We start from the raw sequence: 13,025 nt of genomic DNA, 5'->3' as shown, positions 1-13,025 counted from the left end.
GAAATCCTCCGGAAAATCCGGAGTGTAAAAGACAGGACGAGAAACGACAGATGCCACGTTACGTTATCATTGGCGCCGGCGCGGTGGGCGCGAGCCTTGCAGCGCAGTTCGCACTTTCCGGCATTGACTATGCGCTTTTCGGACGGGGCGCCCAGATCAGCCATATCAGGCAGCATGGCCTCACCTTCCAGCGCCCGGCGGAGACGCGGCAGATCGATCTGAAGGTTTTCGACCTGACGGATCTTCCGGAATTGACGCCGGACGATATCCTCCTGCTCACGGTGAAAGCTCAGGATGCCGTAAGCGCGCTCGCCTTCTGGTCCTGGCAAAGCGTCTCGAACACGACGACACCGGCAGCGGCAAACCTGCCTATCGTGACTTTTCAAAACGGACTGGCGACAGAAGCGAATGCCCTGAGAACATTTGCCCGGGTCTATGGTGCAAGCATTCTGACACCGGCGCGGTTCACCGAAACCGGCAAGGTGGTGGTGGGCGGCGAGCCGCAATTGGGCATCGTGACAGTCGGGCGCTTTCCGCTCGGACAGGATGACGTGACCGCACAGGTCACGGCGGACCTGAACAGGGCTGGATATCTTGCCGAGGCAAGCGACGACATCCGCCGCTGGAAAGGAGCAAAGCTCCTTCACAACGTTCGCAACGTCCTCGAACTTTTCGACGGTCCGGCCGATCTGAACGACAGGATCAGCGCGGCTCTGGTGGATGAGGCCCGCCATGTGCTGGACGCGGCGGGCTACACGCTAGCCTCGCCCTCCGAGCGAACCGTCGACATTTCGAACTGGCGGGTTGCGCCGAACAGCGGAATCCATCCGGGCCAGCAATCGACATGGCAGAGTTTCAGGCGCGGAGCCTCGAGCGAAGTGGATTTCCTCAACGGAGAAATCGTTCTGCTGGGCCGGCTTCACAATGTTCCGACGCCCTATAACGAAGCCGTTCAAACGCTTGCCGGAAAACTGGCGCATCAGGGCGGGTTTTCAAAGCCGCTGCCACTCGATGCGATCACGTCTCTCATCGCCGCCCCGGACCGGACGGCGCATGCCAATCCCGCCGCTTCTTCATGACCGGCGGCCTGTAGCAGTGCGATTTATCAAACGACAGTGTGAAACGATAATGCGAGAAGCCATATCAGACCATATCCTCACCGCCGCTGGCACACTCTTCTATCGCGAGGGCATCCGGGCCGTCGGCATAGATCGTATCATCGAAGAAGCGAATGTTGCGAAGGCGACGCTCTATCGGCATTTCCCGTCGAAGGATCATCTCGTTGCAGCCTATCTGGAGGCGCGTCACGAGCGGGTAATCCATTCGCTCCATAAAGTGCTGGATGCAGACATGGCTCCGAAGGAGCAGATCCGGTTGATCTTCGAGCAGCTCCACGAAAAGGCCGACAGCCCGGATTTTCGCGGCTGCGCCTTTGCTCTTGCGGTTGCGGAACATGGCGAATCCGAGCGCGTCGTGGTCGTTGCGCGCGCCCATAAGGCGAAGGTCAGAGACGTGTTTGCCGCTGTTCTGGCAAGAGCCGGCAGCACCGTGGAGATTGCCGCCGCCCATCTTTCGCTTCTCTACGAAGGGGCCTTAGCGACCGTTGCCGTCGGGCGCGATCCCAAAGCGGTGCTGATTGCGCGTGACTGTGCGCTCTCCGTCTTCGACACGGCCGCCTCCACCGATCAACCCAACTGAAAGCAGCAGACAATGACAAAGACGATCGATTATTTTTTCAGCATCGGCTCTCCCTGGGCCTTCATCGGTCTTGAACCGTTTGCTGCGCTGGCGAAAGAACAGGGCGCCACGATCCGCCCCCATGTCATTCCGCTGATCGAGGAAAACGGCGGCATTTATTCGCGAAACCGGCCGGAGGCCAGACGCGCCTACTGGATCAGGGATCTGAAGCGCTGGGCGGCATTGCGCGGAAAAGTGCTGAATTTCGACAATCGCGCCGCGCTCTCGGATCCCTCACCGGCCGGCCTGATGGTTGCCGCGGCCATCGAAACGGGCGAGGACTGGCTGAAGCTGGCAGTTGCGCTTCAGGAAGCCTTCTGGGTTCGCGGTGAAGACATCGGCAAGGCGGACGTCCGCCGGGCGATTGCGACAGCCGCAGGCTTTAATGCTGCAGCCCTCGATGAGCATGGCCAAAGCGATGCGGTTGCGGCATTGCAAAAGGCCAGCTTCGAAGCGGCCAGGACAGCCGGTGTGTTCGGGGTGCCGACCTATCGCTATCAGGATGAACTCTACTGGGGGCAGGACAGCCTTCCGTTCCTCGAGCGTCATCTCGGGGGCGAAAAGCTCGCCGCCTGATATCGCCGCCAGAAGGCGGAGACAGTCCCGGCGTTTTGCCGGGCGGGGCGCTTCGCCTTCGATGCAGATTCCCATGGAATTTTCTTATGCCTGACCTCCCACCTCCTCTCATCCAATCGTTGCGGAACCTCCTCGGGGAGCGTCTTTCAACGTCGCTGGCACTACGCGAGCAGCATGGGCGCGGCGAAGCGCATCATGCAGCCGCGTTTCCCGATGCGGTCGCTTTCGCCGAAACCACGTCGGAGGTATCCGAGATCGTGCGGCTATGTGCGGCGGAGGGGGTGCCCGTCATCGCTTTCGGCGCCGGCACTTCGCTTGAGGGACATTTGACGGCTGTCAATGGCGGGGTCTCCATCGACCTTTCACGCATGTCGAAGATAGCCCGTATCAGCATTGACGATCTGGATTGCACGGTTGAGGCTGGCGTAACCCGGGAGCAGTTGAACACATATCTGCGCGACATGGGATTGTTCTTTCCCATCGATCCCGGCGCGAACGCCTCGATTGGCGGCATGGCCGCAACCCGCGCTTCGGGCACCAATGCCGTCCGCTACGGAACGATGCGGGAAAACGTGCTCGGGCTGACCGTGGTGCTGCCGACCGGTCAGATTATCAGAACCGGCGGCCGCGCCAGAAAATCTTCCGCCGGATATGACCTGACGCGGCTGTTCGTGGGCTCGGAAGGAACGCTGGGGATCATCACCGAAGTAACGCTGCGTCTCTACGGAATTCCGGAAACCATCTCGGCCGCACTCTGCTCTTTCGAGAGCGTCGAACAGGCGGTGGCGGCTGCCATTCAGGTCGTGCAGCTTGGCATCCCGGTCGCCCGCATTGAGCTTATGGACCGTGGCCTGATCAGGGCCGTCAACACCTATTCCGGGCTGGACCTGAAGATCGAGGATACGTTGGCTTTCGAGTTTCATGGCTCGCCCGCCGGCGTTCAGGAGCAGGTCGACATGGTATCCGCCATCGTGGAGGAACATGGCGGCAAGGATTTCGAGTGGGCCAATGCGCCTGAAGAGCGCAACCGTCTCTGGAAAGCGAGGCATAATGCGTTTTATGCCGTCGTGTCACAGAGGCCAAACGCCAAAGGCTGGTCATCGGATGTCTGTGTTCCGGTCTCGCAGCTCAGCAACTGCATATTGAAGACCCGCGAACTTCTGCAGGATTGCAGCGTACCGGCGGCTATCCTCGGCCATGTCGGCGACGGCAATTATCATGTCGTCTTCGCGGTCGATCCCGACAATGCGGAAGAGCTCAGCGAAGTGGCGGCCATCAACAAGAAGATGGTGCGATATGCGCTGTCTGTCGGCGGCACCTCGACCGGAGAACATGGCGTCGGCACAGGGAAGATCGCTTATCTGCGCGAGGAACATGGCGACGCGGTCGATCTGATGGCGCTCATCAAACATGCGGTCGATCCTGCCGGTATCATGAATCCGGGGAAAATCCTGCCGAACTAGAATTGCCACTTTGCAGTCGATGATCGTGAGGCCATGCGATGAATTCCTTCAAAACTCACAGTTCCCACTGGGGGGCATTCTCCGGGCGGCTTGCAAATGGGCGACTGGAGATAGAGCCCCATCCCGGTGACCCGCATCCATCACCGCTGCTGGGCAATCTTCCGGCGATTGCCGACAGCCCCGTTCGTATCAAACGGCCTGCCGTTCGGCGGGGCTGGCTTGAACGCGAGACCGGCCACGCGCAGCGACGCGGCGCTGACGATTTCGTCGAGGTCAGCTGGGCCGAAGCAACGAAGCTGGTCGCGGATGAGCTGAGACGGGTCTATGACGATCATGGCCCGAGCGCGGTATTCGGCGGCTCCTATGGCTGGTCGAGCGCCGGCCGGTTTCATCACGCACAAAGCCAGATTCACCGCTTCTTGAATGTCCTTGGCGGATATGTCCGGTCCGTCAACACGTATAGTTCCGGCGCCGCCATGGTCATAATTCCCCATGTGCTTGGACCGTATGACAGCTTCGACCGCAAAAGCGTGACCTGGGATGCGATCGAACGCAGCAGCGAGCTGGTGCTTTCCTTCGGTGGGATGGCGATCAAGAATGCCGATGTCCACGGCGGAGGGATCAGCACGCACACCGTTCGGCAGAAACTGGCCGGCGCGAGCGCTCGCGGTGCGCATTTCACATTCGTCAGCCCCCTGGCGGACGATTTTCCCGCTGATGCGGGTGCCGAGTGGCTTCCCATTATTCCCGGTACGGACGTGGCGATGATGCTCGGGCTTGCGCACGTCCTAGCCACCGAAGGGCTGCACGACCGGACATTTCTGGAGCGTTACTCGGTTGGATATGACCGGTTCGAGAACTATCTTCTTGGCAGGGAGGATGGCCAGCACAAAAGCCCGGAATGGGCAGCCGCGATCTGCAACATCGACCCGGAGACGATCCGCAAGCTGGCGCGCAGGATGGCCGGTTCGAGAACGCTGATCACGGTCAGCCACTCTCTTCAACGGGCCGATTATGGCGAACAGCCGGTGTGGATGGGCATTGTCCTTGCCGCCATGCTTGGCCAGATCGGCCTGGACGGCGGCGGATTTTCATACTCCCTCGGCGCGTTGGGTAACATCGGCAAGAACCTGCTCGCCGTTCCTTTGCCAACGCTCCAGCAATTCAAGAACCCCGTGCCGGACTATATTCCCTGTGCACGCATCGCCGATATGCTGCTCAATCCCGGTGCCGAGTTCCATTACAACGGGCACACGCTTCGTTATCCCGATATCCGGCTTGTCTATTGGGCGGGCGGCAATCCATTTCACCATCACCAGGATATCAACCGGCTGCGGGCCGCTTTCCGGCGTCCCGAAACGATCATCGTCCACGAATCCGCCTGGACCTCCACCGCGCGACATGCCGATATCGTGCTGCCCGCCACGACCACGCTTGAGCGTGACGACATCGGCGCTGCCGATCGCGATCCCCTGATGATCGCGATGAAGCGGCTGATCGACCCCGTTGGCGAAGCACGCGACGATTATGAGATATTCGCCGGGATTGCGCGGGAACTTGGCAGGTTCGATGCCTTTACCGAAAACCGCAGCAGCGGAGAATGGCTCGCCTTCCTGTACGAGACGACCCGTCAGGCGCTTGCGGCGGGCGGCCACGACGCACCGGACTTTGAGACCTTCTGGAAGCGGGGAGAACTACTCCTTCCAGTCAAGCCAGACGACGGTGGCCCGGCGCGCGCTTTCCTTCGCGACCCCGGAACGAAGCCGCTGGCGACGCCGTCAGGAAAGATCGAGATTTTTTCAGAGACTGTCGAGGACTTCGGATATGATGACTGCAAAGGTCATCCTCGCTGGTATCCGCCAAGAATGGAGACGCCCGATGACGCCCGCCTCCATCCCCTGCATCTCGTCTGCAATCAGCCGTATCAACGTCTGCACAGCCAGCTGGACTATGGCGATTTCAGCCGTTCGACCAAGATCAGGGATCGGGAACCTGTCCGCATCCATCCGACCGACGCTTCGGCCCGTGGAATATCTGACGGCGACGTCGTCAGGCTTTTTAATGCGCGCGGCAGCTGTCTCGCTGGCGCCGTCATCAGTGAAGACGTCATGCCGGGTGTGATGCAGCTTGCCACCGGCGCTTGGTTCGAGCCACAGGATCCCGCGGTGGACAATTCCATCTGCATCCATGGAAATCCCAATATTCTGACCCGCGACATCGGCACTTCGAAACTGTCGCAGGGTTCGACCGGCCAGATCGCCAAGGTGGAGATTGAGCTTTTCACTGGCAACTTGCCACCCGTCAGGGTTTTCGAAGCCATGACATTTGCGCCGCGTAACAAAGCGTCTTCGTCGCCAGACCATCATCGACCACCGGAGCGCGACGGCAATTCAAGGGCGTCTGAAACGCCAATCCAAACAGTCGGCAAAATGGCGATAAAATAATTCACTAAATCGATAGAAAAAGAATAACCAGTCTTTCTCCCTCGCGCCCGGCTGCTAGTTTATGGGCAAGATAAACACGCAACGAGGGACCGCGTCATGACTGGAATATGTAGAAGCGGGCGCGCTCCTCAGCCAAGCGAACTCCCACGAGCCGCTCGCTAACCCTCGCGACGCCCAACCCGACTGCCCCATGAATTCAAGCATTCTCCCGCTCGGCTGAAAGGCCGGCGCGGCAAGGGTTTGACATGCCTGGTGCCAATGATGGCGGCCGCATGTGCGTCCGCAGGAGATGCCGAAATTGCAACGAAAAAACTTTGAACTTTTCAGGATCATACCATGACAAGACGTTCTTTCTCATTCTCCCTGTCGCGTCGCCGGCTGCTTTTCACGGCCTCTCTGGCAGTCTCCGCCTCGCTGTTTTTATCGACAGCGGCACCTCTGAGCGCAGTGGCGGCGGATACGCCGCGCGATGGCGGTGACATCACCTTTCTGATCGATTCACTGGGCGACACCTGGATCCCAAACAACAGCGCCATCTCCAGTTTCCAGGGCCACATCTGGGGGCATGTGACGGATAAGCTGCTTTACGTCGATGCGGAAGGCAAGGTCAGCCCATGGATCGCCGAACGCTGGGAGCAGAACGACACCGCAACGGAATTCACCCTTCATTTGAAGAGCGGCGTGACTTTCTCGGATGGCGAACCGCTGGATGCGAAGGCTGTCGTCGCCAATCTCGACATCTGGTATGCCGGCCGCAAGAACGAGGGGATCAACCCGATCGGCCTCTTCCCCAAGACCTACGATCACGCCGAGGCGGTCGATGCCACGACGGTCAAGGTATTCTTCAAGAAGCCCACGCTCGGTTTCATTCCAACCCTTGGCTATCACGGCTCCATCCTGATCTCTCCCAAGAGCATCGCGCAGCCTGCCAGCCAGCAGGCAGACCTCAGCAGGACCGCCGGCAGCGGACCTTACGTGGTGGAGTCCTGGAAAGAGGGCGACCATGTAACCCTCGTCAAGCGCAAGGATTATAATTGGGGCCCAGCCGCCGTCGGCCATACCGGACCCGCCTATCTCGATACCATCACCTACAAGCTGGTTTCGGAGCCATCCCTTCGCGTCGCTTCCGTTCAGTCCGGTCAGGCGGACGTCGCCTACAATGCCTCGCCCCAGGAACTGAAATCGCTGAAGGAAGAAGGCTTCACCGTCGCGACCCCGCGTTACCTCGGCTTCGTCAACGGCTGGGCGGTCAACACCAAGCTTCAACCCTATGATGACGTGAAGGTGCGCCAGGCGCTCCAGGCAGGCATCAACCGTCAGGAAATCATCGACACCGTCTATACGCAGGACTGGAAGCTTGCGACGTCGTTCATCCAGAGCAACGTCCCCGGCGCTACGGATCACAGCGATCTCCTCGCCTATAACCCGGACAAGTCGGAGAAGCTTCTGGACGAAGCCGGATGGGTCAAGGGCGCGGACGGCGTGCGGGTGAAAGACGGCAAGCCGCTGGAATTGACGATCCATTCCAATCCTTATCTGGCAACTTCGAAATCCGTCGATGAGCTGATTGCCCAGCAGCTCGGCAGGCTCGGATGGAAGGTCAACATCAGGGCTTATGATGTCGTGACCTACGGCGAGAAGGTCAAATTCGGTGGCGCCGCAGTTCCCGCATATGAAGTCACGCGCAGCTTCATCGACGCCGGCACCGTCGCCAGCATCCTGACCAACGCCAACAATGGCGAGAACTGGTTTGCGCTCGATGAGCGCGATGCGACGCTCAACGATCTGCGCGACAAAATCGCCGGCGCAGGTTCCGTCGAAGACCGAAAGCCGCTTCTGGACAGCCTGCAGAAATATCTGCTCGAACAGGGCTACTTCATACCGCGCACGCAAATCGTTCAGCGCATTTACGTGCAGTCGCCGAAGCTGAAGGGCGAAGTCTACAACGGCGTCGCTTACGCCAGCTATTACACAGCGTTCATTGCCGAATGAGGCCAGCACCCACCGAGTAACGTCAAGGAGGTGACGGCATGAGCAATGCCTACCTAACCTACGCCGCAAAGCGGCTCGGCCAGGCGATCGTCGTCATCCTTCTGGCCTATGTCTTCACCTTCGTGGTCGTCAGCGTCCTGCCCGGCGACCCGATCACCAGCGTTCTGCGCAACCCGCAGAACGGTTTCACCGAACAGGAGATCGCCGAGATCATTGCTGCACAGGGGCTGGACAGGCCGATTATCGTGCAGCTCTGGCACTCCCTGTCGGCATTCCTAACGGGCGACCTCGGCATTTCCATGCGCTCCAATCGACCCGTCGCGACCCTGATTGCCGAGGTGCTGCCATCGACGCTGGTTCTGGCCTCCGCCGGGCTGACGGTCGCCTTGATCCTCGCTTTTGCCGTTGCCTATGGCACGCAGGTCGTACCGAAACGATATGGGCAAGGATTGCTGCGGGCCTTCCCCTCGCTGTTCCTGTCGACACCCAATTTCGTCATCGGCCTGTTTCTGATCCATCTCTTCGGTTTTCAGCTCAGGCTGTTCCGGGTCATCGAGCCCGACAGCTTCTGGGCGACGCTGTTTGCGGCGATCACCATCGGCATACCGTTTTCCGCACAGATCGCGGAAGTCCTGATCGCCAATCTCGATCATGAAGCGGAGCAGGATTACGCAGCGGTCGCCCGCAGCCGCGGCATCGGGCCAAAAAGGCTTTTCACGACACATCTGCTCAAGCCCGCGTCGCTACCGGTGGTAACCGTTATCGCCCTTACCGTGGGCGAACTTCTGGGCAACTCGCTGATCACGGAAACCGTGTTCGGCCGCACCGGCATCGGCAGTCTCGTACAGCGCTCCGTCAGCACGCAGGACTTGCCGGTCCTGCAGGCCATCGTCTCGCTTGGAGCCGTGGTGTTCGTCGTCGTCAACCTCATCGCCGATCTTCTCTATCCGCTGCTCGATCCACGGGTGAAAATTATCGTTGGCCGAAAACGCCGCCTGGCGACCATCGACGACACGTCGCTTGGCCTTGAAACGGGGGCCGAACCATGAGCCTTATCTCCAACCCGGTTTCCGGCAGCAATCCGTTCGAGAAGCTGAGAGCTCTCAACCTTACTCCAACGGTCGCCCTTTCCCTCCTCGTCATCGCAATCGTCGTAGCCTGGTCGATTGCGCCGCAACTGTTCACCAGCCAGAGCCCGATCAACGGTGTCCCGGCCGACAAGCTTCTTGCGCCCAGTTTTGCGCACTGGTTCGGCACCGATCATCTCGGACGCGATCTCTATACACGGGTCGTTTATGGCACAGCCTCATCTGTATCGAGCGCTTTGGTCGCTGTCGTCATCGGTGTCTTCATCGGTGGTGTGATCGGTTTGCTCGCCGGATTTTTCGGCGGCTGGGTGGATATCGTCTTTGCGCGTTTTGTCGACGTGCTGCTCTCCATCCCGAAGTTCCTGCTCGCGGTCATCATCGTCACGGCCATCGGCTTCGAAACGATCAATGCGGCGATTGCGACAGGCATATCAGCCATTGCCTTCTTCGCCCGCGTGGCGCGCTCCGAGGTCATCAAGACACGTCAGGCGACCTTTGTGGAAGCATCTTTTCTCTCGGGTGGTTCGCGCGGCTACATCGTTCTCAGACACGTCCTTCCAAATGCGTCCCGCTCAATGCTGCCGCTTGCCGTGCTGCAATTCGGCGAGTCCATTCTGGTGATCGCCAGCCTCGCCTTCCTCGGCTACGGCGACCCTCCGCCTTCCTCCGACTGGGGCCTGCTGATTTCAATCGGCAAGGACTACCTCAAATGGCCCTGGCTCGTTTATGCGCCCGCGTTCGTTACGATCGTGACCGTCCTCTCTGTTAACAGGATCAGCCGATGGCTTCGCAAATCGCACTGAAAACAGCGCCAATCCTTCCCGAGTTCGTGGCTGCGTCTCCACAACACGCGGTACCCCTTCTCAAGGTCGAAAATCTTGCCGTGTCCTACGGACGGCAGGAGGTCGTCCATAATGTCGGCTTCGAAATCGGACGTGGCGAAAGCCTCGCCCTCATCGGAGAATCCGGTTCTGGAAAATCGACCATCGCGAAAGCCGTGCTGAGGCTTCTCCCCACCGGTGCAAACGCCACGGGCCAGGTTGTTTTCGACAGGCAGAACATTCTCGCATTGCCAGAACGCCGCTTCAGGCCGTTTCGCGGCCGTGAAATCGGCTTCGTGCCGCAGGATCCCGGCAACTCTCTCAATCCTGTGAGAACAATCGGCTCCCAGGCGCTGGAAGCGGCAGCGCTGACGGAAGAGACCAATCCAGCGATCCGCAGGACACTTATTCTCGAAACCTTCGCCAAGGTGGGTCTCGACAATCCGCAACGGGTTTACGATTCCTATCCGCACCAGTTGTCCGGAGGGATGCTGCAGCGCGTGCTGATCGCTCTGGCAATATTGCCGCGCCCTGCACTGCTGGTGGCGGACGAACCGACCTCGGCACTCGACGTAACGATCCAGAAGCGCATCCTCGATCTCCTCTCCCGTCTTCGGGATGAGCTGAACATCAGCCTCCTTCTCATTACCCACGATCTCGCAATAGCGGCCGAAAGGGCGGATAATCTCGTCGTGCTGAAGAACGGCGTCGTGCAGGAGAAAGGCAGGACGTCCGCGGTTTTTTCCTCCCCTTCCTCACCCTATGCCAAAAAACTCCATGGCGACGTCCCCGCGCTCAACCCGGAGCGCTATGCCAAATTCCGCGATCCGGGGTTCAGCCTCCTTGATGGCGACAAATCGCCAAAGATCGCCGTCAGCGGCGTCACCAAACGCTTCACTGTCGATGGCAAAACCCTGACTGCGGTGGACGATATTTCGTTTTCGGTTCCGGCAGGTACGACCCATGCTCTCGTCGGCGAATCCGGTTCCGGCAAGACGACGACGATCCGCCTGCTGCTGGGGCTCGAAGAGCCGGAAAGCGGCACGATTACGGTTGCCGACGAGACCGTCACGAACAAAAACCGCGCTTCGCTCCGTTCCGTCTGGCGGCATCTTCAGCTGGTTTACCAGAACCCGTTTACGTCACTCGACCCGACATGGAAGGTGGGGCAGCTTGTGCGTGAACCACTCGACCGGTTCGAGATCGGGACGCCGAAAGAGCGCTCCGAGCGGGTACGGGAAGCTCTCGCGAATGTCGGTTTGAGCGAGCACCTCCTGGAGCGCAAACCGTCGGCCCTCTCCGGCGGGCAGCGGCAGCGTGTGGCAATCGCCCGTGCGCTGGTCCTCAAACCGGATGTGATCGTGCTGGACGAACCCACATCCGCTCTCGATGTCAGCGTGCAGGCGGATATCGTCCAGGTTCTCCTGTCGCTGCAGGCGAAGCTCGGCCTGACCTATGTTTTCGTTTCGCATGACCTTGCGCTGGTCCGGCAACTTGCGCACAGCGTTTCGGTGATGCAGCGGGGACGCATCGTTGAGCATGGAGCCGTCACCGAGATTTTCAGCAATCCGAGACACGAATATACCGCGTCGCTGCTGAACTCCATCCCGTCGGGCATTGCCGGCACGGTTCGCGCTCCTGCGGTCCGGCACGCTCTGCGCAAGGAGCAACTCGCATGAATATTGCAGCAGCTTCCCGTGACCTTCCCGGGTTGTTTCGACCGAAACAGCGGCTTGGCTTCAATACGCGGGTGTCGTTCAACGACGATGACGGTCCGGCACAGGGGTTACGGCAGGGCATAGAATTGTTCAGGCAGGCGGAAAGGCTGGGTTATCAGTCAGGCTGGGCCTATCAGCGTCACTTCGACCATTATCTTTCTTCCCCGTTACCTTTCTTTGCGGCAGTCGGCCAGCATACGCGGCACATCACACTTGGCTCCGCCGTCATCCCGATGCGTTATCAGGACCCGATCCTTTTGGCCGAGGCGGCGGGAACGACCGATCTTTTGATCGACGGCCGGCTCGAACTTGCCATTTCAACCGGGGCCAACGGCGCCTTCGATGCCGTTTTCGGAACCGTCGACACCGATGCCCGGACAGAGGCAAAACGGCGCCAGTCGCGCTTCCTCGCCGCCATTGCCGGCGATGTTCTGCACATCGTTACGGAGCGGGACACGGGCGCGCCTCCGGGAGCCGAGTTACGGGTAACGCCACATAGCCCCACCCTGCGCAGCCGTATCCGCCAAGGCTCCGCCAGCCTCGATTCAGCGATACAGGCTGCCGAACTCGGGATCGGCCTGATTTCAGGAACCGTCCTTCACGATCAGGCCGAGGGCGAGACTTTCGGTCAGTATCAGGCGCGGATCATCGACGCCTATCGCACCCACTGGCTGCGCATCTGGAAAACGACGCCGCCGCCGGTCGCCGTTGCAGCTTCCATCCTAGTCGGCACCACTCCGGAGCTGAGAGAGAAATACGCGGCCTACGATCTTGAGCGCCGCACGGCGGGAATTGCCGCCTCACGCCCGAAGGGTGCGCTGGCTCCTGCCGGCCAGCCGGTTGGCGCGATGATTTCTCCGGTCTTTCAAGGCACACCGGATGCTGTCATCGAGGCGGTGTTGAGCGACCCCGGACTGGCAGCTGCAGATGAACTCGTCCTGTTTCTGCCTCCCGCTTTCGGACTGTCCGAAAACATAAGATTGCTTACCGATCTTGCGACGACGGTCGCCCCCTCTCTTGGGTGGAAACCCGCTTCCGATAACCAACGGCCGGAACAGGCGGCAATCCAGGGTTCTAGACCGCCAGCATAGTCAGGCAATATTTTCTACATTTTCCATAGAAATAGAAAGACCTGTCTTCCTCATATGCCATGCCGGCTTTAGCTTTTACCCGACACCCAAAAACA

At 59.8% G+C, this 13,025-nt stretch carries 10 protein-coding genes; all 10 read left to right on the top strand.

All coding sequences use genetic code 11. The annotated features are described in order from the left end of the window. Positions 1–50 precede the first annotated feature (50 nt). The 10 genes from ACQZ5G_RS19715 to ACQZ5G_RS19670 all read left to right on the top strand — a co-directional run bounded on the left by ACQZ5G_RS19715 (position 51) and on the right by ACQZ5G_RS19670 (position 12,930). Positions 51–1,079, top strand: a complete 1,029-nt coding sequence (locus ACQZ5G_RS19715) for a ketopantoate reductase family protein (protein WP_448738741.1) — start codon at positions 51–53, stop codon at positions 1,077–1,079. Positions 1,080–1,128: 49 nt separating this feature from the next. After that, positions 1,129–1,698, top strand: a complete 570-nt coding sequence (locus ACQZ5G_RS19710; RefSeq protein ID WP_003521827.1) for a TetR/AcrR family transcriptional regulator — start codon at positions 1,129–1,131, stop codon at positions 1,696–1,698. 12 nt (positions 1,699–1,710) lie between these two features. Further along, a complete protein-coding gene (locus tag ACQZ5G_RS19705) occupies positions 1,711–2,313 on the top strand; it encodes a DsbA family protein (protein WP_448738742.1) in 603 nt (200 codons plus the stop codon). An 86-nt stretch (positions 2,314–2,399) separates the two neighbouring features. Continuing rightward, on the top strand, positions 2,400–3,776 hold the full coding sequence (locus ACQZ5G_RS19700) for an FAD-binding oxidoreductase (protein WP_448738743.1): 1,377 nt from the start codon (positions 2,400–2,402) through the stop codon (positions 3,774–3,776). A gap of 38 nt (positions 3,777–3,814) precedes the next feature. Then, positions 3,815–6,220, top strand: a complete 2,406-nt coding sequence (locus ACQZ5G_RS19695) for a molybdopterin guanine dinucleotide-containing S/N-oxide reductase (protein WP_448738744.1) — start codon at positions 3,815–3,817, stop codon at positions 6,218–6,220. A gap of 336 nt (positions 6,221–6,556) precedes the next feature. Beyond that, complete coding sequence (locus tag ACQZ5G_RS19690) at positions 6,557–8,212, top strand: ABC transporter substrate-binding protein (protein WP_448738745.1); 1,656 nt, start codon at positions 6,557–6,559, stop codon at positions 8,210–8,212. 38 nt (positions 8,213–8,250) lie between these two features. Beyond that, positions 8,251–9,261, top strand: a complete 1,011-nt coding sequence (locus ACQZ5G_RS19685) for an ABC transporter permease (protein WP_448738746.1) — start codon at positions 8,251–8,253, stop codon at positions 9,259–9,261. Then, the gene (locus tag ACQZ5G_RS19680) at positions 9,258–10,103 is read left to right on the top strand and encodes an ABC transporter permease (protein WP_448738747.1); all 846 of its coding nucleotides are present in this window, start codon (positions 9,258–9,260) and stop codon (positions 10,101–10,103) included. Before ACQZ5G_RS19685 ends, ACQZ5G_RS19680 begins: the two co-directional genes overlap by 4 nt. Next, positions 10,082–11,800 carry a dipeptide ABC transporter ATP-binding protein gene (locus tag ACQZ5G_RS19675; protein WP_448738748.1) on the top strand — a complete coding sequence of 573 codons (1,719 nt, stop codon included), beginning with the start codon at positions 10,082–10,084 and terminating at the stop codon, positions 11,798–11,800. Before ACQZ5G_RS19680 ends, ACQZ5G_RS19675 begins: the two co-directional genes overlap by 22 nt. Next, complete coding sequence (locus ACQZ5G_RS19670; protein WP_448738749.1) at positions 11,797–12,930, top strand: LLM class flavin-dependent oxidoreductase; 1,134 nt, start codon at positions 11,797–11,799, stop codon at positions 12,928–12,930. Before ACQZ5G_RS19675 ends, ACQZ5G_RS19670 begins: the two co-directional genes overlap by 4 nt. The last annotated feature ends 95 nt before the right edge of the window (positions 12,931–13,025 follow it).

The sequence above is a fragment of the Agrobacterium sp. 22-214-1 genome (assembly GCF_053522465.1).
Note: the sequence above shows the minus strand (reverse complement) of the source record. Positions and strands in the feature narration are given on the sequence as shown.

Coding starts and splice junctions, on each gene's coding strand:
- ACQZ5G_RS19715 (WP_448738741.1), top strand. CDS start 51: ATGCCACGTTACGTTATCATTGGCGCCGGCGCGGTGGGCGCGAGCCTT.
- ACQZ5G_RS19710 (WP_003521827.1), top strand. CDS start 1,129: ATGCGAGAAGCCATATCAGACCATATCCTCACCGCCGCTGGCACACTC.
- ACQZ5G_RS19705 (WP_448738742.1), top strand. CDS start 1,711: ATGACAAAGACGATCGATTATTTTTTCAGCATCGGCTCTCCCTGGGCC.
- ACQZ5G_RS19700 (WP_448738743.1), top strand. CDS start 2,400: ATGCCTGACCTCCCACCTCCTCTCATCCAATCGTTGCGGAACCTCCTC.
- ACQZ5G_RS19695 (WP_448738744.1), top strand. CDS start 3,815: ATGAATTCCTTCAAAACTCACAGTTCCCACTGGGGGGCATTCTCCGGG.
- ACQZ5G_RS19690 (WP_448738745.1), top strand. CDS start 6,557: ATGACAAGACGTTCTTTCTCATTCTCCCTGTCGCGTCGCCGGCTGCTT.
- ACQZ5G_RS19685 (WP_448738746.1), top strand. CDS start 8,251: ATGAGCAATGCCTACCTAACCTACGCCGCAAAGCGGCTCGGCCAGGCG.
- ACQZ5G_RS19680 (WP_448738747.1), top strand. CDS start 9,258: ATGAGCCTTATCTCCAACCCGGTTTCCGGCAGCAATCCGTTCGAGAAG.
- ACQZ5G_RS19675 (WP_448738748.1), top strand. CDS start 10,082: ATGGCTTCGCAAATCGCACTGAAAACAGCGCCAATCCTTCCCGAGTTC.
- ACQZ5G_RS19670 (WP_448738749.1), top strand. CDS start 11,797: ATGAATATTGCAGCAGCTTCCCGTGACCTTCCCGGGTTGTTTCGACCG.